General features: G+C 62.6%; 23 protein-coding genes. 13 read left to right on the plus strand and 10 right to left on the minus strand.

Annotation, left to right across the window (positions count from 1 at the left end; genetic code table 11):
* The first annotated feature begins 25 nt into the window (after positions 1-25).
* Both phoU and phoB read left to right on the plus strand, forming a co-directional pair.
* Positions 26-733, plus strand: coding sequence for a phosphate signaling complex protein PhoU (gene phoU / locus EJ077_RS03545; RefSeq protein ID WP_208699652.1), 708 nt, complete (start codon positions 26-28; stop codon positions 731-733).
* An 18-nt stretch (positions 734-751) separates the two neighbouring features.
* Positions 752-1441: a phosphate regulon transcriptional regulator PhoB gene (gene phoB / locus EJ077_RS03550; protein WP_032917568.1), complete on the plus strand. Its 690-nt coding sequence runs from the start codon at positions 752-754 to the stop codon at positions 1439-1441.
* A gap of 243 nt (positions 1442-1684) precedes the next feature.
* Here phoB and EJ077_RS03555 read toward each other — a convergent pair whose 3' ends face one another.
* Positions 1685-2929, minus strand: a complete 1245-nt coding sequence (locus EJ077_RS03555; protein ID WP_208699654.1) for an ROK family protein — start codon at positions 2927-2929, stop codon at positions 1685-1687.
* A 264-nt stretch (positions 2930-3193) separates the two neighbouring features.
* Between EJ077_RS03555 and xylF the strand changes: the two genes are divergently transcribed.
* From xylF to EJ077_RS03575, 4 genes are all read left to right on the plus strand, one after another.
* Positions 3194-4234 carry a D-xylose ABC transporter substrate-binding protein gene (xylF, locus tag EJ077_RS03560; RefSeq protein WP_208699656.1) on the plus strand — a complete coding sequence of 347 codons (1041 nt, stop codon included), beginning with the start codon at positions 3194-3196 and terminating at the stop codon, positions 4232-4234.
* 142 nt (positions 4235-4376) lie between these two features.
* The gene (locus EJ077_RS03565) at positions 4377-5729 is read left to right on the plus strand and encodes a sugar ABC transporter permease (protein WP_208699658.1); all 1353 of its coding nucleotides are present in this window, start codon (positions 4377-4379) and stop codon (positions 5727-5729) included.
* Between the two features lie 10 nt (positions 5730-5739).
* Entirely contained in the window at positions 5740-6552 is an 813-nt protein-coding gene (locus EJ077_RS03570; protein ID WP_208699660.1) for an ATP-binding cassette domain-containing protein, read from the plus strand.
* Positions 6553-6692: 140 nt separating this feature from the next.
* The gene (locus tag EJ077_RS03575; RefSeq protein ID WP_208699662.1) at positions 6693-8333 is read left to right on the plus strand and encodes a CHASE domain-containing protein; all 1641 of its coding nucleotides are present in this window, start codon (positions 6693-6695) and stop codon (positions 8331-8333) included.
* Between the two features lie 145 nt (positions 8334-8478).
* On the opposite strand, the gene EJ077_RS03580 is transcribed toward EJ077_RS03575, so the two are convergent.
* The 5 genes from EJ077_RS03580 to EJ077_RS03600 all read right to left on the minus strand — a co-directional run bounded on the left by EJ077_RS03580 (position 8479) and on the right by EJ077_RS03600 (position 11910).
* Complete coding sequence (locus EJ077_RS03580; RefSeq protein ID WP_027141909.1) at positions 8479-8724, minus strand: YMGG-like glycine zipper-containing protein; 246 nt, start codon at positions 8722-8724, stop codon at positions 8479-8481.
* An 83-nt stretch (positions 8725-8807) separates the two neighbouring features.
* Positions 8808-9134 (minus strand): hypothetical protein, encoded by a 327-nt coding sequence (locus EJ077_RS03585; RefSeq protein ID WP_135863092.1) that lies wholly within the window; start codon positions 9132-9134, stop codon positions 8808-8810.
* Between the two features lie 429 nt (positions 9135-9563).
* Complete coding sequence (locus EJ077_RS03590) at positions 9564-10598, minus strand: sensor histidine kinase (protein ID WP_208699664.1); 1035 nt, start codon at positions 10596-10598, stop codon at positions 9564-9566.
* A 158-nt stretch (positions 10599-10756) separates the two neighbouring features.
* Entirely contained in the window at positions 10757-10921 is a 165-nt protein-coding gene (locus EJ077_RS03595) for a DUF1328 domain-containing protein (protein ID WP_010911886.1), read from the minus strand.
* Positions 10922-11115: 194 nt separating this feature from the next.
* Positions 11116-11910 (minus strand): response regulator, encoded by a 795-nt coding sequence (locus EJ077_RS03600; protein WP_208699666.1) that lies wholly within the window; start codon positions 11908-11910, stop codon positions 11116-11118.
* 221 nt (positions 11911-12131) lie between these two features.
* Here EJ077_RS03600 and EJ077_RS03605 point away from each other — a divergent pair, with 221 nt between their 5' ends.
* Positions 12132-12335: a NepR family anti-sigma factor gene (locus EJ077_RS03605; RefSeq protein WP_140755009.1), complete on the plus strand. Its 204-nt coding sequence runs from the start codon at positions 12132-12134 to the stop codon at positions 12333-12335.
* A 3-nt stretch (positions 12336-12338) separates the two neighbouring features.
* On the plus strand, positions 12339-12890 hold the full coding sequence (locus EJ077_RS03610; protein ID WP_208699668.1) for a sigma-70 family RNA polymerase sigma factor: 552 nt from the start codon (positions 12339-12341) through the stop codon (positions 12888-12890).
* 43 nt (positions 12891-12933) lie between these two features.
* On the opposite strand, the gene EJ077_RS03615 is transcribed toward EJ077_RS03610, so the two are convergent.
* Positions 12934-13314, minus strand: a complete 381-nt coding sequence (locus EJ077_RS03615; RefSeq protein ID WP_245458625.1) for a response regulator — start codon at positions 13312-13314, stop codon at positions 12934-12936.
* A gap of 151 nt (positions 13315-13465) precedes the next feature.
* Here EJ077_RS03615 and EJ077_RS03620 point away from each other — a divergent pair, with 151 nt between their 5' ends.
* The 3 genes from EJ077_RS03620 to EJ077_RS03630 all read left to right on the plus strand — a co-directional run bounded on the left by EJ077_RS03620 (position 13466) and on the right by EJ077_RS03630 (position 15151).
* Positions 13466-14227: a Crp/Fnr family transcriptional regulator gene (locus EJ077_RS03620; RefSeq protein WP_208699670.1), complete on the plus strand. Its 762-nt coding sequence runs from the start codon at positions 13466-13468 to the stop codon at positions 14225-14227.
* Positions 14228-14352: 125 nt separating this feature from the next.
* A complete protein-coding gene (locus EJ077_RS03625) occupies positions 14353-14679 on the plus strand; it encodes a DUF883 family protein (protein WP_208699672.1) in 327 nt (108 codons plus the stop codon).
* Between the two features lie 10 nt (positions 14680-14689).
* The gene (locus EJ077_RS03630) at positions 14690-15151 is read left to right on the plus strand and encodes a hypothetical protein (RefSeq protein ID WP_208699674.1); all 462 of its coding nucleotides are present in this window, start codon (positions 14690-14692) and stop codon (positions 15149-15151) included.
* Between the two features lie 26 nt (positions 15152-15177).
* Here EJ077_RS03630 and EJ077_RS03635 read toward each other — a convergent pair whose 3' ends face one another.
* Positions 15178-16710, minus strand: coding sequence for a sensor histidine kinase (locus tag EJ077_RS03635; protein ID WP_245458626.1), 1533 nt, complete (start codon positions 16708-16710; stop codon positions 15178-15180).
* 155 nt (positions 16711-16865) lie between these two features.
* On the opposite strand from EJ077_RS03635, the gene EJ077_RS03640 reads away from it, so the two are divergent.
* A complete protein-coding gene (locus EJ077_RS03640; protein ID WP_208699676.1) occupies positions 16866-17039 on the plus strand; it encodes a hypothetical protein in 174 nt (57 codons plus the stop codon).
* Between the two features lie 29 nt (positions 17040-17068).
* On the opposite strand, the gene EJ077_RS03645 is transcribed toward EJ077_RS03640, so the two are convergent.
* Positions 17069-17989, minus strand: coding sequence for a diacylglycerol/lipid kinase family protein (locus tag EJ077_RS03645; protein ID WP_208699678.1), 921 nt, complete (start codon positions 17987-17989; stop codon positions 17069-17071).
* Between the two features lie 250 nt (positions 17990-18239).
* Here EJ077_RS03645 and EJ077_RS03650 point away from each other — a divergent pair, with 250 nt between their 5' ends.
* Positions 18240-19526: a PRC-barrel domain-containing protein gene (locus tag EJ077_RS03650; protein ID WP_208699680.1), complete on the plus strand. Its 1287-nt coding sequence runs from the start codon at positions 18240-18242 to the stop codon at positions 19524-19526.
* Between the two features lie 27 nt (positions 19527-19553).
* On the opposite strand, the gene EJ077_RS03655 is transcribed toward EJ077_RS03650, so the two are convergent.
* The gene (locus tag EJ077_RS03655) at positions 19554-21113 is read right to left on the minus strand and encodes an alkaline phosphatase family protein (RefSeq protein ID WP_208699682.1); all 1560 of its coding nucleotides are present in this window, start codon (positions 21111-21113) and stop codon (positions 19554-19556) included.
* Positions 21114-21228 lie beyond the last annotated feature (115 nt).

Here is a 21228-nt window from a genome sequence, read left to right on the forward strand (position 1 = left end):
TATCACGCATACGAGGACCAGGATCATGGCCGAACACACAGTCGCAGCCTTCGATGAGGATCTCGGACAGATCAGCAGGCTTATCAGCGACATGGGCGATCTCGCCGGCACGATGGTCGGCGGTGCCACCAAGGCTCTGCTGAATTCCGACAACGCGCTGGCACAGCGCGTCGTCTCCGACGACGCCATCATGGATGCGCGCCAGCGCGAACTCGACGACCGCGCCATCACCCTGATCGCCAAGCGCCAGCCGATGGCCGACGATCTGCGTCATGTCGTCGGCTCGATCCGCATGGCGGGCGACCTCGAGCGCATCGGCGACCTTGCCAAGAACATCGCCAAGCGTGTCGGTTCCGTCGGCCTCGCCGCCACGCCGCGCGACTTGTCGCACTCGATCGACTCCATGGCGCAGCTGGTGCTGATCCAGGTGCAGGGCGTGGTCGAGGAATATGCGGCCGGCGATGCCGCCGCCCTCGCCAAGCTCAGGAATGACGACGAACGCATCGACGTCAAATATACCTCGGTGTTCCGCGAACTGCTGACCTACATGATGGAGGATCCGCGCAACATCACGGCTTGCACGCATCTCTTGTTCTGCGCCAAGAATCTCGAACGCATCGGCGACCATGTGACCAACATCGCCGAGAATGCGTATTATGTGCTGACCGGAACGCAACTGCCCGCCAACCGTCCGAAGCAGGACGAGACGGCGATGTCGGCGCCGGCGGCTTGACGATAGGATGATCTGCCAATGATCGCGCCACGCATCATGGTGGTGGAGGACGAGGAGCCGCTCGGCGTGCTCCTCCGCTACAATCTGGAATCGGAAGGCTACCAGGTCGAGGTGGTGCCGCGCGGCGACGAAGCCGAGATCCGCCTCCAGGAGAACGTGCCCGACCTCCTGGTGCTCGACTGGATGGTGCCGGCTGTTTCCGGCATTGAACTCTGTCGGCGCCTGCGAATGCGGCCCGAGACCGAGAGGCTGCCGATCATCATGCTGACGGCGCGCGGCGAGGAGAGCGACCGCGTGCGCGGCCTCTCGACCGGCGCCGACGATTATCTGGTCAAGCCGTTCTCGACGCCGGAATTCATGGCCCGGGTCAAGGCGTTGCTGCGCCGCGCCAAGCCGGAAGTGCTGTCCAGCGTGCTCAAGGTCGGCGACATCGTGCTCGACCGTGAATCGCACCGGGTCTATCGCAAGAAGAGCGAAATCCGGCTCGGGCCGACCGAGTTCCGGCTGCTGGAATTCATGATGCGCCATCCCGGCCGGGTGTTCTCGCGCAGCCAGTTGCTCGACAATGTCTGGGGCGAGACGATCTATATCGACGAGCGCACGGTGGACGTGCATGTCGGCCGGCTGCGCAAGGCGGTCAACAATGGCCGCATGCCCGACGTCATCCGCACCATCCGCGGGGCTGGATACGCGATCAGGGAAGACTAGGTCGAGGGCGGCTACGCCCCTGACTTCGTCATCCACGGGCGGCGCAGACCCGAGGATCCATCCCGGGACCTCGACGCGTCGCCGCAGTGCGGAATTCTGCACCGTTGCACTCTACGATCGAGGTCCCGGCATGGATCCCAGGGTCTCCTCGACGCCGCTTCGCGGCTGCTCCGCCCAGGGATGACGACCTTGAGGGTGCTCGGCCAACCTCCAGCATTGGTGGTGATTCACCGGAGCGTTAGCTCAGGCGATGCTCTTCCCAGCACCGCCTCTCGCCTGCACGCCCGGCGCGAAAATCTCCTGGTCGACGAAGCTCAAGGCGCGCATGGCGCAGCCTTCGCGGATGAGCGGCAGTTCGTTCGGCTCGGTGTCGAAGGAAATCGATTCCGAATGCTGGCCGCCGGCGGTCTGGGCGATGGCCTCGCGCAAGGCCGGCTCGATCAGGTCGAAGGCGGCGGCACTGACGCCGACCATGGCGACCGGCGCCGGGTCGATCAGCGCAAACAGACTGCCCAGCCCATAGCCCAGCGCCTCGCCGGCCTTGCGATAGGCTTCGCGCTCCGGTCCGTCTTTCTCCCTTGCCGTAGCGGCGAGTGTCCGCATCTGCGCGTCGCTGACATCGGCGACCGGTTCGGCGTCCTCGCCAAGCTGCCTGGCATTACGCCAGATGGCATAGTTGCCGGCATAGGCCTCGACGCAGCCGCGCCGCCCGCAGCGGCAGAGCGCGCCGCCCGGGCGATGGATCATGTGGCCGAATTCGCCGCCCGATGAATGCGTGCCGGTGAACAGCTCGCCCTTCAGCACCAGGCCCATGCCAATGCCGTGCGAGAGCAGGATGGCGATGAAGTCGTCGCGGTACCGTTGGGGGTCGCGCCAGCGCAGCGCCACCGCCATCATGTTGCAGTCGTTCTCCATCGTGGCGGGGATGCCGAATTCGGCTTCGAGTATGTCGGCGAAGGCAATGTCTGTCTGTGGCGTGATCGGCGACCACAGCATGGCACGCGCCTTGGTGTCGGTGATGCCCTGGATCGCCAGCGCGATGCGGGCAACACTGCGGACATCGAGATCGGGGTCCTCGATGCGGCGGCGCACTATTGCCGTGCATTCGCCGATAAGCGCCTCGCGCGACATGGTCAGCGTGTCCAGCCGGCGCTGTTCCTCGGCGACCACCTGGCCGGCATAATCGATGACGGCGACGGATAGGAAATTCAGCGACAGCACCACGGTCATCACAGCCGCGGCCTCGGGGTTGAGGCCGAGGCCAACCTGCGGCCGGCCGCGTTTGAGTAAGCCGGCCTCGTTCGGCTTGCCTTCGGTCAGGATGCCCTCGCCGATCAGGTCGGCGGATATCGCCGATATGGTCGAGTGGCTGAGGCCGGTGCTGGCGGCGATCTCGGTGCGCGAGGGCTGACCCTCCCGACGCACCGCTGCAATCACCATTGCGCGGTTGCGCCGGCGCAGATCGTCGTGGCGGATTCCCACCGACATGCTTTTCCTCCCGGTTGCCGCGGTTCTTGATCCCCCTCGAATACCTCCGGCAACAGGGTCAAATACTGGCAGAAGCGGCTGGCGCTGTCATTTATTTATTGCGAGGCTCGAAAAAAAGTTTCCAGCACCTCAAAATCCATCAGAATCGATGTTGACAGTGTTCCGGCGATGGACCAGTGTTTTTTCGAGGCTCGAAAAAATAGAGCCTTTGTGCCGGCCTTCGGGCCAGTTTGGTCGCGCCATACGCGGCGCAGGGAGGATATCATGAAGAGATTCACAGCCGCCATCCTGGCGGGTGTCGCCATGTCGCTGACGCTGGGGTCGGTCGCGCAGGCAAAGGACAAGGTCATCGGCGTTTCCTGGTCCAATTTCCAGGAAGAGCGCTGGAAGACCGACGAGGCCGCCATGAAGAAGGCAATCGAGGCCGCGGGCGACAAGTACATTTCCGCCGATGCGCAGTCCAATCCCGGCAAGCAGCTGACCGATGTCGAGAGCCTGATTTCGCAGGGCGCCAATTCGCTGATCATCCTGGCGCAGGATGCTTCGGCGATCGGTCCGGCTGTGCAGAAGGCGCTCGACGAGGGCATTCCGGTCGTCGGCTATGACCGCCTGATCGAGAACAAGGACGTCTTCTACCTGACCTTCGACAACAAGGAAGTCGGCCGCATGCAGGCCCGCGAAGTGTTCAAGGTGAAGCCTGAAGGCAACTACGTCTTCATCAAGGGCTCGGGTGCCGACCCGAATGCCGACTTCCTGTTCTCGGGCTCGATGGAAGTGCTGAAGGAAGCCATCGACTCGGGCAAGATCAAGAATGTCGGCGAGGCCTATACGGACGGCTGGCTGCCCGCCAACGCCCAGAAGAACATGGAGCAGTTCCTCACCGCCAATGACAACAAGGTCGACGCGGTGGTCGCGGCCAATGACGGCACCGCCGGCGGCGTCGTCGCGGCGCTGACGGCGCAGGGGCTCGCCGGCACCGTGCCAGTCTCTGGCCAGGACGGCGACCACGCAGCGCTCAACCGCATCGCGCTCGGCACCCAGACCGTGTCGGTGTGGAAGGACGCGCGTGAACTCGGCAAGAACGCCGCCGAGATCGCCTCGCAGCTCGCCGACGGCAAGAAGATGACCGACATCGCCGGCGTGAAGGATTTCACGACGCCTGGCGGCAACACCGTCAAGTCGCTGTTCCTGACCCCGGTCGCCATCACCAAGGATAATCTCAACCTCGTCATCGACGCCGGCTGGATCAAGAAGGACGAAGTCTGCGCGGGCGTTGCCGCCGGCAGCGTCGCGGCCTGCAACTGAGTTTGACCGCTTGAAGAAATGAAGGCGCCGCGGCCCAAAGCCGCGGCGTTTTCTCAAAAAGATTTGTGTTTCCGCATCGCGCGGATAGCTTCTAGGCTGGCTTCGGCATCCGCTTCAGACGGCCAGCCGGTTGGAGGAAATCATGACCGATACCACGTCCAACCCGCAGGCCGACACCGCGCGCGCCTCGGAACTCGGCGCAGTCGCCCGGTTCCTGAAGGCGACCGAGATAGACACCCGCATGCTTGGCATGATCGGCGCCCTGCTGCTGATCTGGGTCGCGCTGCATGTGATTTCGAGCCTGCGTCTTGGCGTCAATCCGCTCGATTTCGACAGCCGCACGTTTCTCACGCCGCGCAATCTGTGGAACCTGTCGGTGCAGACGTCCGCGGTCGCCATCATGGCCTGTGGCATGGTGCTGGTCATCGTCATGCGCAACATCGACCTGTCCGTCGGTTCCGCCGAGGGCCTGATCGGCATGGTCATGGGTTTTGCGCAGGTGCATTTCCTGGTTCGGTTCGTGGGGCTTGAACTCGGCAACCCGTGGATCTGGGTCCTGGCTCTGGTCCTCGGCCTGGCGCTCGGCCTTTTGATCGGCGCCTTCCAGGGCTTCGTCATTGCCTATCTCGAAGTGCCGGCTTTCATCGTCACGCTGGGCGGCCTGCTGGTCTGGCGCGGCGCCGCCTGGTGGGTCACGTCAGGCCAGACGGTGGCACCGCTCGACGCCACCTTCCAACTGATGGGCGGCGGCCCGGCCGGATCGATCGGCGCCACCTGGAGTTGGGTCGTGGGCATCGTCGCCTGCCTGGCCGTCGTGTTCGCGCTGTTCAACGGGCGGGTGCAGCGCAAACGCTTCCGTTTCCCGCTGCGGCCGATCTGGGCCGAGACGCTGCTTGGCGCCGTCACCTGCGCAGTCATCATGGGCGCGGTCTGGCTGGCCAACTCCTATCCGTGGCCGATCGGCATCGTGAACCGCTACGCGGCCGCCAACAACATCACCGTGCCCGAGGGCGGCCTGTTCATCGCCCACGGCATCGCGATACCGGTGCTGATGGCGGTCGCCGTCGGCCTGATCATGACCTTCATCACCAACCGCACCCGTTTCGGCCGTTATGTCTTTGCCATCGGCGGCAATCCGGAAGCGGCCAATCTCGCCGGCATCAACACGCGCTGGATCACCATGAAGGTGTTCATGATCATGGGCGTGCTGGCCATGATCGCAGCCGCCATTTCGTCGGCCCGGCAGAACTCGTCCACCAATGTGCTTGGCACATTGGATGAGCTGCTCGTCATTGCCGCGGCCGTCATCGGCGGCACGTCGCTCGCCGGCGGTTCGGGAACGATCATCGGCGCCATGCTCGGCGCATTGCTGATGCAGTCGCTGCAGTCGGGCATGGTGCTGCTCGGTGTCGACTCGCCGCTGCAGAGCATCGTCGTCGGCGCCGTGCTGGTCATCGCGGTGTGGCTCGATACCGTCTATCGCAAGCGGGTTTAGGGATATGATCATGGCTGACGAAACCGCTCCCGCAACTGCCCCCACGGGCACGCCGCTGGTCGACATGCGCAACATCTCGATCGCCTTCGGCGGGATCCGTGCCGTGGACGACGCCTCGATCGATCTTTTCCCCGGCGAGGTCGTGGCGCTGCTCGGCCACAACGGCGCCGGCAAGTCGACGCTGATCAAGATCCTGTCCGGTGCCTACAAGCGCGATGCCGGCCAGATCTTCGTCAATGGCGAGGAGGCAGCGATCTCCAACCCGCGCGACGCCAAGAAATACGGCATCGAGACGATCTACCAGACGCTGGCGCTGGCCGACAATGTCGATGCCGCCGCCAATCTGTTCCTCGGCCGCGAGCTGATGACCGCCTGGGGCACGCTCGACGACGTCGCCATGGAGGCCGAGGCGCGCAAGGTGATGGGGCGGCTCAATCCCCGCTTCCAGCGCTTCAAGGAGCCGGTGATCAAACTGTCAGGCGGACAGCGGCAGTCGGTGGCGATCGCACGCGCCATCCTGTTCAACGCCCGTATCCTGATCATGGACGAGCCGACGGCGGCACTCGGCCCCCAGGAAACGGCACAGGTCGGCGAACTGGTCAGGCAGCTCAAGTCCGACGGTATCGGTATCTTCCTGATCAGCCACGACATCCACGACGTGTTCGAGCTTGCCGACCGGGTCTGCGTGATGAAGAACGGCCAGGTGGTCGGCACGGCACGCACCACGGACGTCACCCAGGACGAGGTGCTGGGCATGATCATCCTGGGCAAATGTCCTCCAGGTGCCATACCGGGGCCGGGGGCGCTGAGGATCGCCGCCTGAGGCCGGGCGCGCAGGCTGGCCAGGCCCTCGGGCACGCCCGTCGTGATATGCCAGTGATCACGATGGCTTGGCCTGACCATTGTGTTGGCCCGGCGACTTGCCCATAAAGGTCCTGTTTTGCTCATGGACCGCATCATCCGTTGAAGAAGCTTTTTCCAATCGTCGCGTTCATTGCCGTTGCATTGATCAGCATGACCATGGCGGGGTTCGCTTATTTCGCGACGCAGGAGGCCGCCCGCATAAAGTTCGAAGGGGCGGCTGATGACGCCCTCAACCGGATCGAGAGCCGCATCGACCTGCATCTGTCGCTGCTGCGCTCGACACAGGCCCTGTTCGACGCGCGCAACGGCGATATTTCCCAGAGCGAGTTCAAGGCCTTCTTCAAGGCGCTGGATGTCGACAGCAATTTCGCCGGCCTGCGCGGCATCGGCTTCCTGCGGCTGGTCAAGACGGGCGACGAAGCCGCGGTCGAGCGCGATATCCTCCACGATTTCGGCGCCAGCCATCCCGTCTATCCGGATACGACGCAGCCCTGGCGTACGCCGATAGTACTTTTCGAGCCGCTGGATCCGTCCAACCAGGCCAGCATCGGCTACGACATGTTCAGCGAGCCGGTGCGGCGCGCGGCGATCGAAAAGGCGATGGCCGACGACCAGCAGCATGCAAGCGGGCTGGTCCAGCTCGGCCAGGGCACGGGCGCCGCGCAGACCTTCACCGGCTTCCTGGTCTTCGTGCGGCTCAACGTAGAAACGGCGCCGGAGGTCATCAACGCATCGCGATCCTCGACCGCCGGCTTTCTCTATGCCGCTTTCCGGGCCCGGGATCTGTTCCAGATCGCGCTGAGCCGGGCGCCGCTGCTGCCGGTCAACACAGAGATTTACGACGGAGCGGTGAACGGCGACAATCTGTTGTTCCGCTCGGAGACGCCACCGGCTTCATCCGTGGGAGACCGCCTGCTGGTCACCCGCAAGATGACCGTGGCGGGGCGCCCTTGGACCGTTTTGTTCAGGCCGACCAGTGCTTTCTCGCAACCCTCGTCGCGCGCCATCCCCGTCATGCTCGGACTATTCGGCCTGCTCCTGGCCGGCGCCATCGCGCTGGTAGCGCGCTATCAGGAGCGGGCCTATGACGCGGTATCGGCCTTGCACGAGACAACGGAAAAGAGCCTGCTCGAAAAGGACCTGATGCTGCAGGAGATGAAGCATCGCATCAAGAACTCGATCACCAGGGTGCTGGCGATCGCGCGGCAGACGGCGTCGCGGGCAACCGACGTCAACGAGTTCTCCGCTTCCTTCTCGGCCAGGCTGCAGGCGATGGCCGCCTCGCAGGATATGTTGACGCGCTCGCGTTGGCAGAAAGCCGACCTTGCCGATCTGCTGCGCATCGAGCTCGGCCAGGTGTTCGGCAAGGAACTGCCGGCGGGTCTCCTGTCAGGTCCGGAGGTGCTGCTCGATGAAACCACGACGCAGGCGCTTGGCCTGACCTTTCATGAACTCGCCACCAATGCGCTGAAATATGGTGAAGCCGGCAATTCCGCCAATTCTTCCAAGGGAGATTGGGCGCTGAAGGTGGACTGGTCGCTGGAAGGGCGTGGGCGCGAGCGGATGCTGGCGCTGAACTGGCGGGAAGTTGGGAAAGACAGGGTCGAGGCGCCGGCCGTGACCGGATTCGGCACCAAACTGATCGACCTCAACGTCACGCGCGAATTGCGCGGCACGATCAAGCGCGATTTCCAGGCTGACGGCCTGAAGGTGGAAATCAGAATTCCGTTGGTCGGCTAAAATCCTGCCGGTCACGAGAAGCGGCGGATCGACACGCCAAGAAAATCCGGAGGCCGGATATGGCCCCCGGATCTGTATTCCATCGGAGCGGTTCAGCGTTTCATGGAATCGCCGAACAGCTCCTGGAAATGCTTCGATCGCTGAATTAGTTGCAGCGGGCCGTGTAGATCCGGCCGCGATGATCGCGATACTGGCAGTAGCCGTTGCGCAGGTTGCGAACCAGCAGGCCGGACCCGGCACCGACGGCCGCGCCGATCAGCGCGCCCTTGCCGCCGCCGACCAATCCGCCTACGCCCGCGCCGATCAAGCCGCCGCCGACGACGTCCTGCTCAGTCGTGGTGCAGCCGCTGACGGCAACCACCGCAACCATGGCAATAAGTATTTTCCGCATAGAGTCACTCCTCACTTGTGTCCACACTTTAGTAAGCTCCAACCGCCATTTAGCACGAAACGATGGCCTTTGCTGCTGCAAATTTATTGTTGGCTAAGGTGGTCTTTTTCTGGGCGGATCGTGTTCGATGCCATGACGAGGTTGGAAATCACCAACGAAGCGTCAAGGCTACCGTCTGGCCGCACCTTCCAGGCAATCTGATCGTAGTCGTCCTCCAGCGCGGGGTCGACCGCGAGGCATTTGGCGACGATATGCTGCGCCTGTCCCTGTACGTCGCCCATCGCGAAGGGGCGCTCAGCGGTGCATTCGTCGGCGGTTGCAAAAACACTGACTGGGACCTGCAATTCCCGGCATTCGGCCATCGAGTTCGAGCAACCGATCACCAGTAACAACGCGGCTATGTGTTCCATGACAGATGTTCCTCTGGCCGCAATAACGGCCAACATCGTCAAAAAGTTCCTGTCCTTCCCGGGGGAGTTACGCGAATGCTTGGATGACAACAGAGGCTCTCCTGGAGAGCAGGACCTAAGTCAGGTCAGCTGCCAGACAACGGCCAGCAACATTATCGCGGCCAAGGCAAGAAGGAGCCCCTTCATCAAACCCATATCTGCTTCAGGGGGTGTTCCACGGTGGGTTCGGCTTCCAGAAATTCGCCATCGAAATACGTGCGGCTTGTTCCAGCCTATTCATATCGGCGACTGTCAAGACATCCTCCCGCCTCGCGTTGCAAAGCCTGCAAACAATGTCCGACGGCGGGCAGGTTCCGGCGGGATCCGGGAAAAAACAGCATCCGCCCTTATGGTGAATAGCCGGTTAAGAATCGCTGCTTGTCGAGGCTCTCACTGCGTCTCGAAATTGCTGTGCGGAACGACAAGGCGATATTCGAGGTGGCCGCCGCTGATATCGAGGTCCGCGGTTCCGTTCAGGGATGCTGGCACCACCCGCTCCAAAGCGACGCTGCCGAATCGCTTTTGACCGCCTCCATCGCTGCTGGTTCCTATCGTTTCGGCCCACGTCAAGGACAGGGCTACTTCCCCCGTGGCGGCGGCGTCGAGGTCGGCGGTGACCTCGACGAAACCGTTCGGCCGGGACAGGGCGCCGTAGCTGACCGAATTGACGGCGAGTTCGTGCATCGCCAGGCCGATATGCAGCGCGGCGTTGGGATTGAGGTAGGGATTGGCGCCACGGAAGCGCAGGCTGTGCGATGGGTTTGCTCCGTAGCGGCCGACCTGGCTCGCCACCAGCTCATGAAGGGCTGCCCCTCGCCAGTTGGAGGATGTCACCAGATCCTGGGAGGACGCCAGCGACTGCAGACGACCCCGGAAGCGCGTCAGGAAGTCGCCGACGCCTTCGGAATAACGACCGGTCTGGGTCGCGATGCTCTGGATGATCGCCAGCAGGTTTTTCGAGCGGTGGCTGACTTCACGCAGCAGCGTTGTCAATGTCTGTTCGCGCCGCTTCTGCTCGGTCGTCTCGACCATGGTGGTGACGACGCCTTGTACATCGCCATCGTCGCCTCGGTCGGCATCGACCCAAATCTGAAACCAGCGGACGCCATTCTCGACCGGAACACTGATTTCAAGGCGCTGAGGATCACCGGTCGCGACCACATCGTGCCTAGCGGCGCTGATGCGATCGGCCTGCGCCGTCTGCAGGATGCCGTTCCCGTCGGCATCCTCGGAGGCCCAGGGCGCTCGCATGTTGCGGGCCCATACGGTCTTCATCTCGCGATCCTGGTAAAGGACGGAAATGCCGGCATTGTGCAGCGCGTGAAGAAGGGCCCGGCCAAGCTGCATGCCACTTTCGGCCGGATGCATGGCGATGACTTCATCGCTCCGTGCGCCTTCCGTTCTATCTGAAGTCCTGGAGCGCATCGATCAATCTGTCCACCCAAGGCTGAACGGCTCACTGTCGAATGGGTTCCCCTAAAAGCGGTCCGCCGGACGGTGTCCACTGAAGGACTCCGCCCGGCGGTGGCTGGAAACCGTTTGAGGGGTGCGGCTTCCAGTGTTCGCCTGATGAGTCGCTAGGCTCATGCCCTCCTGAACAGGCCGGCCAGAAGCGAAATGACCAGGAAAGCGAGGAAGATAAAGAACAATATCTGCGCGATTCCGGCGGAGGTGCCGGCGATGCCGCCGAAACCAAGCGCGCCGGCAATAATCGCCACGACGAGAAATACGAGCGCCCAGTACAGCATGGTTCATCTCCTTCGAATGATGCGACAAAAACGTGGGTGGATGCGGTTTGTTCCACCATTCGCCGAAAAAGACGGGGCTTGCAAATCGTTCCGCTAGAAATTCCGCAATGGCCGATCCGGTTGTCAAAAAACCGCTGGATGGGGGCGCATCCGGCGGCCTTTTTTGCCTTGTCCGACTTCCGGAGGGCCGCGATCTATGCGGCAGCCTTGGCCTGCCGATCGAAGAACAGCGCCTGGCTGATCAGCGCCTTCACCATGTCGGGATTGAACGGCTTGGTCACGAGGAAGGCGGGTTCGGGGCGCTCTCCGGTCAAGAGACGTTCGGGAAAGGCGGTGATGAATATTACCGGTACCGATGTCGAGGAGAGGATTTCGTTCACGGCCTCGATGCCTGAGCTGCCGTCGGCGAGCTGAATGTCGGCCAGCACCATCTTCGGTCGGGTCTTGCCGAACATCGTCACCGCTTCGGCATGAGTGCGCGCCGTTCCCACCACCCGATGACCGAGGCTCTCGACCATCTCCTCTATATCCATCGCAATCAGAGGTTCATCCTCGATGATCAGCACGTCGGTCGCCACCTGGCGGGAAATCTCGTTGCTTGCCTGGGCAAGCAACTCGGAGAATTGCTGGTCGCCGACGTCGAGGATTTCGGCCGCCTCGTCTTCGCTGAAACCTTCGACGGCCACCAGCAGGAAGGCTTGGCGCGGAAGCGGTGCGATGGCATTGAGATTGGCGGCCGCACGCTGTTCCCAGGCCGATTGTGCCTGCTCCTGCGGGACGCGGATGGCAACCGATGTGAAAAGCTTGGCGAAAACCTTGTACAAGGCGATCCGGTCACTCGATGCCTCGGGAAAGATCTCGACGTCGGCGATGATGGCTTCGAGCATCGCGGCGACCAGCGCGTCGCCACTCTCTTGCGATCCCGAGACGGCACGCGAAAAGCGGCGCAGAAACGGCAGGTGCGGTGCGATGGTAGCGGATAAACTCATGGTAAGACGTCTCCCTCAGATGACGCGATTTCACGCATTGCAGGTCAAGCTGATCGCAAGCCCGCTAATACAACGCGGGTTTTCCGAAAAAGTTCCGCTCAATATGGAACGAAAAGACGGGAACGGCGTTTGGTATCGGGATGGGCAACCCAGACGAGGATGCCGCTTGCCTTGTGTTGAGTTGTAATGAGTGGCTTGGGCGCTGGGACTATAAGGGCGAAATGAAGGATATGACGAAAGATATTTTGGCTGGCGCCGCGGGCAGGCGCCGGAACGGTGTCGGCGACCCGCTGGGGCCGAATTCCGAAATCGGACGCAAACTCAAACAATATTACGACGAGCTGGTCTCCGACAATGTGCCGGATCGCTTCGCCCAGTTGCTCAGACAACTGGAACAGGCCGAACCCGCACAGAAGAAGGACTAGAGCATGGGCGCGGTCTCCCAAGGCTTCAAGACCGATCTGCTTGGGGCAATCCCGAGCTTGCGGGCCTTTGCCGTGTCGCTGACGCAGAATGCCGACAAGGCCGATGACCTGGTCCAGGAAACGCTGGTCAAGGCCTGGGACAAGCATGAGAGCTTCCAGCCTGGTACCAATCTCAAGGCATGGCTTTTCACGATCCTGCGCAACGAATTCTATTCGCAGATGCGCAAGCGCGGCCGCGAGGTGCAGGACAGCGACGGCATCATGACGGCCCGGCTTGCGGTGCATCCGGCCCAGCACGGCCAGCTCGACCTCAAGGATTTTCGCGGCGCCCTCGAGCAATTGCCGGAGGACCAGCGCGAAGCCATCATCCTGATCGGCGCTTCGGGCTTCTCCTACGAGGAGGCCGCCGAAATCTGCGGTTGCGCGGTCGGAACGATCAAGAGCCGCGTCAGCAGGGCCCGCACACGCCTTCAGGAAATCCTGAAAATCTCCGGCGAGGACGAGTATGGTCCCGATGCGATCTCCGCCCAGGTCACCGGGACGGCGGGGCATTGAATGCGGGACGCATCACGGCAATTCGAGTGTCGTCGCGTCAGTCTCAGCCAGGGGAGCCGCGACCGTAGGCCAGCGCCACCGCTTCGATGAGGTCTTCGCCCGAATAGGGCTTGGTGACCAGCCTCACCCCAGGAAAGGATGCCTTGATCTCGTCCGCATCGGAATAGCCGGACGCAAACACGAACGGGACGCCGGTTTCACGCAGGCCAGCGGCGAATTCGAGGGTCGAAGTGCCGCCCAGCATCAGATCGACAATGGCGGCGTCGAAATGCGTCGCGACCTTGCGGCCGTCGATCTCGGCCAGATCGCGGGCAACCACCACCTCGCCCGCACCGTGGTCACGGCAGAGTTGCTCGACATCCATGGCTATGAGGAATTCATCCTCCAGGACAAGAATGCGCAATCCGTCAAGTAATGGGGGCACAGGCAATTGCTCCTTGAAACGCCGCGAGTCATGATCGCAATTTGGTGTGTTGTCATTTAAAAAAGACATGCGCCGGCGACGAAAAACCGATCTCGGGCAAACGCGTGAAACTGGCCTGCCGACCGGCAGACTTTCGCAACGGGGGGTCGAAATGCCAAGCCAGATCGGGCGCTCTTTTTCAAGCCGGCAATATCCCTGCGAGCAATGCCCATTACGGCCCTTGCAGGTGTTCCGGGAATTCGAGAAACCGGAGCTGGCCTTCATCAGTAAATTCAAGAAGGGCGAGCTCGCGGTCGACAAAGGTGCCACTGTTCTCGTGGAAGGAAGCCACAGCGCCCACCTCTACACCGTGCTGTCCGGCTGGGCGTTCCGCTACAAGCTGTTGCAGGACGGCCGTCGACAGATCCTCAATTACCTCGTGCCTGGCGATCTCATCGGCCTGCAAGGCAGCGTCATGGGGGAGATGCAGCATTCCGTCGAGGCCCTGTCGCCGATGCTGCTTTGCGTGTTCGAACGCGATAACCTGCAAGAACTCTACCGCAACCATCCGGGTCTCGCCTACGACATCACCTGGATCGCGTCGCGCGAAGAGCGCATGCTGGACGAGAACCTGCTCAGTCTCGGCCGCCGCAGCGCAATCGAGCGCGCCGCCTATCTTATCGCCTTCATCGCCAGCCGCGCCAAGGTCGTCGGACTGAACGGCAAGCAGTCCATCCAGATTCCGATCACGCAGCAGCACATCGCCGATACGCTTGGGCTGTCGCTGGTTCACACCAACAAGACGATCCGCAAGCTGATGGACCGCCAGTTGATAGTCTGGCGCGACGGCGGTTGCGGGGTCGTCGACAATGAAGGGCTGAAGCAGCTCGCCGGCTGGGAGGGGCTGGGCGAGGGCCGCCGGCCGCTGATCTGACGCAGCGCTTCTTGCCAGGCGGCGGATCGGGTGCGCATGACCGGGTTTTCGGCTAGTTTGTCCAGGCATCGGAACCTTGAGACGCACGGCGCGTTTGAAATCGAGCAATCACAAGGAGTTAAGCAATGGCAACCGCCGCAGGCAAGACCGCCAACGAAGCACGGACGAATCCGGATCTCGAAGCCGACATCAGGCAGTTGAAGGCCGATATCGACAAGCTCACCAAACAGCTGGCCAAGACTGGCGAACACGGCTACGGCACGGCGCGCCGGGCGGCGGCCGAAGGCGTCGAGCAGTTGCGCGCGCAAGGTGAGGCTGCCTTCGACAGCTTGCGCGGAAACGCCAGGGATATCGAGGCGCAGATGGTGGCAAGCGTGCGCGAAAAGCCCGTGACGTCGCTGGCAATCGCTGCGGGCGTCGGCTTCCTGTTCGCGCTGCTCGCGCGTCGCTAGTTCCGCCGAGATGGGACTGCTGGCTTCCCTGCTCTCGGGTTTTGCCTCGGGGGAAACAATGGCTGCGGTGCGGCGCGCGCGCACGGCGGCCATTGTCTATGCGCTTGCAGCGTTGGCGGCATTCTGCGGCCTCGGCTTCCTGGTTGGAGCAGCCTATATCTGGACGTCGGTGCGGTATGGATCGCTGGCTGCCGCGATTGGTTTCGGTATCGGCTTCCTGATGATCGCGGGCCTTGTTCTTCTGATCCACCGGCTGATGTCGGGCGCTCGGGTCCGCCGTGAGGCAATGCGGCGTAAGGCCGACATGAGGGCGATCGGCATTACGGCCGCGCTCGCCGTGCTGCCGACATTGCTCAAGGGAAAAGGCGGACTAGGGGTTATTCTTGGTCCGGCCGTGGCACTGGCGGCCTATGCCATCTACCGCGAGAACGTAAAGTCGGACACAGATCATCCGGGTGCCGGCGAAGGGTAGTTCGCCGGCATCTGGACAGCTTCATCTCACTCCGACAGATCTTCCAGGGGCATCGATATTTCGGCGAAGACCCCGTCCGGTCGGAATTCATGGGTCACTTCGCTCGAAATGACCTTGGCCAGACTGCGCCGGATGAGGATCGAGCCAAAGCCGTGCCGCTCGGGTGGGGCAACTTCAGGACCGCCGCTTTCGCGCCAGGTCAGAACGAGGCGCCGGTTGCCCTTCCTGCCTTGCGCCTTCCAGCCGAGATCAACCTTGCCTGATGCCACCGACAGCGATCCATATTGCAGCGCGTTGCTGGCCAGTTCATGCAGGATCAGCCCAAGGCCTACGGCCTGATCAGGCGACAGCAACAGGTCGGCGCCGGAGATCGTCAAGCGCGGCTGGTCGGCGTTGTCGAAGGGCCTGATCTCGATCTGGACGAGTTCGCGGACGCCGATGCCGCGCCATTCGCGGTCGGACAGCAGACCATGGGCAATGCCCAGGGCCTGAAGCCGCGCACTGAAGGCTTCGAGGAATTCGCTCGGCTGGCGGGCATGGCGCACGGTCTGCGTCGCCAGCGCCTGGACAGTTGCCAGCGTGTTCTTGACGCGGTGGTTGAGCTCTCTGAGCAGCAGCCGTTGCCGTTCGTCGCCGAGCTTGCGTTCCGAGATGTCGTAGTTGACGCCGAAAATCAGCGTCGGCTTGCCGTCGCCATCGCGCTCGATGACACTGCCGCGCGTGGCCACCCATCGCGGTGGATGAAAGCCTTTCACCCGGTATTCGCCGAAATAGTCGTCGCTGCCAGTCAAGGCGTCGCGAAAGCGCGTTTCGGTTTGATAGACGTCGCGCGGGTCGATGGCGGTCAGGATGTCGCGCGCCCGCAACCGCGTCGAGCGCGGCAGATTGAACAGTTCGGACAGCCTGACGTCGCACTCGATCATGTCCGTGCGGATGTCCCATGCCCAGCTGGCGAGCGACGCCGCGTCGAGCGCGATGGCGCGCCGCTTTTCCTCGCGAGCGAGCGCTGCCTCGGCGATCGCGCCGCTGCGGGTTGCATCCTTCAGGGTGAACAGGCTGCCGGCGAGGCCGGCGAGCATCGTCAACTGGTCCAGTGCGGCGCTGGATGGAAAGGCATGGGGTTTGCGATCCATCACGCATAGCGTGCCGATCCTGGCGCCGGCCACGAGCATCGGCGTGCCTGCGTAGAAGCGCACATGATGCTCGCCGGTGACCAGCGGGTTGTTCTTGAAGCGGGGATCCGCCGTCGCATCTGTCACCACCATGGGGCCGTCACCGGCGGCGATGGCGTGGGCGCAGAAGGAGATTCCGGTCGCTGTTCCCGTTTCGTCGAGGCCAAAGCATGACTTGAACCATTGCCGCTCGAGATCGACAAGCGTGACCAGCGCTATCGGTGCCTGCATTACGGCCGCGGCGAGGTTGCTGATGCGGTCGAAATCCACGTCGATCGTCGAATCGATGACCTCCAGCCCACGCAGCACGGCGAGCCGGTCTTCGTCCGTCACCGCCCGCGCGACCTCGGCTGGCAGACCCAGCACTGCTTCCGCCTTGCTGCTCACCCAAGTCCCCAATGCCCAGTCCCGACTTCCGCCGTCTTGTTGGTCTCTTCGCCGGCACTGGTCCGGCTTGCCTGGAACCATCCTAGCGAGGAACCGTTACTCGACCATGTTTTGCCGGACGCGTCAGCCGGCGCAAATCGAGACAAGAGCCGATCATGACCAAGACCATTCCCGAAAACAAAGCGCGTCAGGGGCGGTGGGGCTGGCATGTCTTGTATATCCTGATCGCCGCGCTGCTCCTGAGTTTCGCGGCTTGGGGTATCGCTGAAATCTATGGCCGGGCGGCCAAGACACCGGCGACCGAGCAAGGAAGCGCGCCGAGCAGCTAGATTTTTGGCTTTCGTGGTTCGAATCCGTATCACGCAGCCTTTGCCTCGGCGATGCTGGCCGGCACCAGGACGTTGAGCGCTCCGGGATGGATTTCGATGGTCGTCTCACGATCGAGCCTGACCAGTTCGCCATCCATGACGGCCCGGAACTTTCTGCCGCCGGAATGGATTTTCAGCACCGTACGGTCTGCTTGGTGGATTTCGACATGCTCATTGTCGCGCCACTTGCCGCGCGCAATGTCGAACAAGACCTTGACCAGTTCGGCGCGTTGCTGCGCCACCGTCACATAGATGCCGAGCACGCCCCCGGCAGGATTGTCGGCATAAGGCAAATGGCCTTCGCCGAACAGATTGTTGGTGACGCCGATGCCTGATATGCGCGCCGTCACCTCGGCGTCGCCGATGCTGAGCGTGACGTTCATCGCTGGCGGGTTCTTGATCGTTGCCCAGGCCGCCTTTGCCGAAGCCCTGATCTTGCCCAGGCGCGAACCGAATTCCATCCCCTGGCGCAGCTGCACCATCTTGGCATGCATGCCGATCGAGAACTGGTGAACGAAGGGCTGGCCATTGGCCGTGGCCATGTCGACCGCGATGATTTCGCCGTCGGCGAAGGATTTCAGCGCGGCATCGAGCGACTGTGGAATGCCGAGGCCGCGCGCGAACAGGTTCATCGTGCCGGCCGGCAATATGGCGAGCGCCTTTTTCTTGCCCATCAGCCTCGCGGCCGCGGCCGAGATGGTGCCGTCACCGCCGCCGGCGAGCACGACATCGACGGTGCAGCGTGACACGGCGTTGTCGAGGGTTTCCACGACATCCTTGCCGGCAACGATATCGATGCTGAGAGAGTGGCCCGCCGATTCCAGCGTCTGACGCATCCGGTCGGAGAAAGCCGAGATATCGGTGGTGCGCAAGGTGCCGCCATCTCGGTTCAGCACCGCTGCAAATTTCATGCCCCGCTCCGCTGGTCAATCACACCTGACCAGGACGCGCCCAGCCGGAGGCTGAAACGCTGCGGACTTGGAAAGGTTCCGGTTGCGCCGCAATCCAGGCCGGATTCGAAGCTGGGTAGCGGGCATTCGCTTCGTGGGAACAACAGCATGGTCACGACGTTGTGAACCTGTAGAGATGCCGCGTCCGATCTCCCCAGCGACGGTTCAACCGGGCGCGGCGTGCACGAAATCAGCACGAGGAGAGACTATCATGATCCGCACCTTTTTAGCCACGACCGCCCTTGCGACAATGGTCGCAACCGGTGCCTTCGCCCAAAGCACTGCAGCCCCGGCTCCCGCGAAGCAGCCTGCGGCCCAGGAGCCGGCCGCGCCGGTGGTGCACGCTGAGGGCAGCATCGTCACCAATATCATCGGCGAAACCGTCTACAACGGCACTGGCGACAATGCCGAGAACATCGGCAAGGTCACTGATGTCGTCTTCGACAAGGACGGCATGGTGAAATCCGTCGTCATCGGCGTCGGCGGCTTCCTTGGCGTCGGAACCAAGAACGTCGCCTTCGACTATGACAAGCTGCAATGGGCCGAGAAGAACGGTGACCGCTGGCTGGTCGCGCAGGCGACCAAGGACGAGCTGACGGCGCATCCGGAATTCGACAGCAAGGCTTATGCGCCGGTCCCGGCCGCATCGACGACTGCCCCGGCCACGTCCACCGACACCGCGCAGAAGCCGGCAGAAGCGAAGGCGGAACCGGTGAAACAGGCTGATGGCAATTTGGCCACAAACATCATCGGCGAAAATGTCTACAACGGCACAGGCGACGACGCCCAGAAGATCGGCGACGTGAACGACATCGTGCTGACCAAGGAAGGCAAGGCGCAATCGCTGATTATTGGCGTGGGCGGCTTCCTTGGCATGGGCGAAAAGAATGTCGCCTATGATTTCGCCAAGGCGCAGTGGGCACAGAAGAATGGCGACCGCTGGCTCGTTGCGCAGACCACCAAGGAAGAACTGCAGGCGCAGCCGGACTTCAACCGCAAGGCCTATGATCCGGCGCCAGCTACGACGGCATCGAACGAGCCGGCCGCAACCGCGCCAGCCACCGCGACAGCTCCTGCTGCCGCTCCGGCGGACAAGACGGCGGCGGCGCCGGCTGACGCCACAGCTCCCGACCAGACAAAGACCGCGGCCATCGACAAGTCGAAGCTTACGGAGATGCCGGTCGGCGAGATCAGGGGCGACGATCTGAAGGGTACGACAGTCTATGGCGCAAACGACGCCAAGGTCGGCGAGATCGGCGATGTCGTGCTGGCGCCCGACAAGAAAACCGATGCCGTGATCGTCGATGTCGGCGGCTTCCTCGGCATCGGTTCGAAGGAGGTCGCGGTCGGCATGGACAATTTGAAGTTCATGACCGACAAGGACGGCAAGAAGTACCTCTATACGACCTTCACCAAGGAGCAGCTCGAGAAGCAAGCGGCTTACGACAAGGGCTCCTACGCGCAGAAGCGCGACGAGCAGCGTCTGATCGTTCGGTAGGCAAGTACGGGCGGTAGGGGAAATCCCTTACCGCCCTGCCTGCGACCTTGCATATCCAGCCACCCCGTTTTCCGTCAGTTCCGAGAGTGCAAGCGACTGGTCGAGGTGTTCGGCCCGCCAGGCAAGCAGCCTTTCGGCGAATTCCAGGCGGGTGGAGCGATGTGCCGGACTGCTGGCGAGGTTCTTCAATTCGCCAGGGTCGTTCTCCATGTCGAAGAGCAAAGGCGGCAAGCCACCGCCAAAATGCACATATTTGAATTTTTGTGTGCGGATGACAGCGAGGTTGCACTGGCGCGAGGTAAGGCCGAAGTGCCGTTCGGCTTCTCCGTCGGCGATCGAGCGAAAGTCGAACTCCCAGTGCGCGGCGTCGCGCCAAACGGCGGGAGTTCCACCGCTCAGGAAGGGTTTCAGCGAGCACCCGTCAAGATGCGGTTCGGGAGCCACGCCGAGCAGGTCGATGAGCGTCGGCAAAATGTCCACCGCTTCGGTGAAGCGATCGACAGTGTTGCCGGCGGCTTTGCGATGGCGTGGATCGCGGATGATCAGCGGGATGTGATAGCTGCCGTCGAAATAACCGCCTTTGCCCAGCATGAAATGGTCGCCCATCATTTCGGCGTGATCGGAGGTGAGCACGATGATGGTGTTGTCCCAGGCGCCTTCGGTCCTCATCGCTTGCCACAGGCGGCCGAGCTGCGCGTCGACTTCGGAGATCATGCCGTAATAGTTGGCTCGGATGCGGCGGAAATCATCCTCGCTCCAGTCGTGTACCTTGCCCGTGGCGCCGGGGCGGAAACTTGCGCGGTTTTTCCGGTCAAGATCATAGGCGATGTAGGGGTGGCCCTGAGCTTCGGCTCGCCAACTTTCCGCACGGTGAAAAGCCGGGCCGTCCGCCGGATCGTATCGGGTGTTGTAGGGTTCCGGTACGACGAAGGGCGGATGCGGGCTGATAAAGGAAAGATGGGCAAACCATGGCGCCGTCTCCTCTTGCTCGCCCAGCCAGCGGATGAATTCGCCGGCAAGGAAAGCCGTTGGCGTCTGGTCCTTTGAGTAGACGGGTGGCGCTTCAGTCACCGCACCATCGGCCTCCCCCACGGGACGATGGATGTCGGGACTTCCAGCGCTGGCATCGATGCCCTGCTGCTTCAGCCATGACAGCCACTGTTTCTGATGTTCGGGGAGCAATTGGCGCACCGTGAAGCCGGGCAGCACGCCTTCATAGCTGTGCAATCGTGGATCACCCGGTGCCAGCTGGCGCGGGTCGAGCGACACATCGGTATAGCCGAACAAGGTCGGATCGTAACCGACGCTGCGCGCGGCAAGCGCAATATTGCCGTGGCGGGCATCGAGCGGCGTGCCGTTGCGGCAGACACGGTTGTTCATCTGGTAGAGGCCTGTGTAAAGGCAGGCACGCGCGGGCGAGCACGGAGCAGCGCCGCCGTAGTGGCGCTTGAACAGCACACCTTCGGCGGCCAGCGCATCGGCATTCGGCGTCTTCACCTGCGGATGGCCGGCAGCCGACAGGCAATCGCCGCGCCACTGGTCACAGGTAATGAGGAGGACATTTGGCCGCCTGCCTTTTCCAGTCACTTGCGCTACCCCTTCCCAGCACGTTCGAATGCGCACATGGAACCGATTCCATCAGCCGCGCAAGGCCAGGGCCGTTGGCAGAATGGTGAACGAGTGTCTTGTCACTGTTCACTTT

This window comes from Mesorhizobium sp. M8A.F.Ca.ET.057.01.1.1 (assembly GCF_003952565.1).
Taxonomy (GTDB): domain Bacteria; phylum Pseudomonadota; class Alphaproteobacteria; order Rhizobiales; family Rhizobiaceae; genus Mesorhizobium.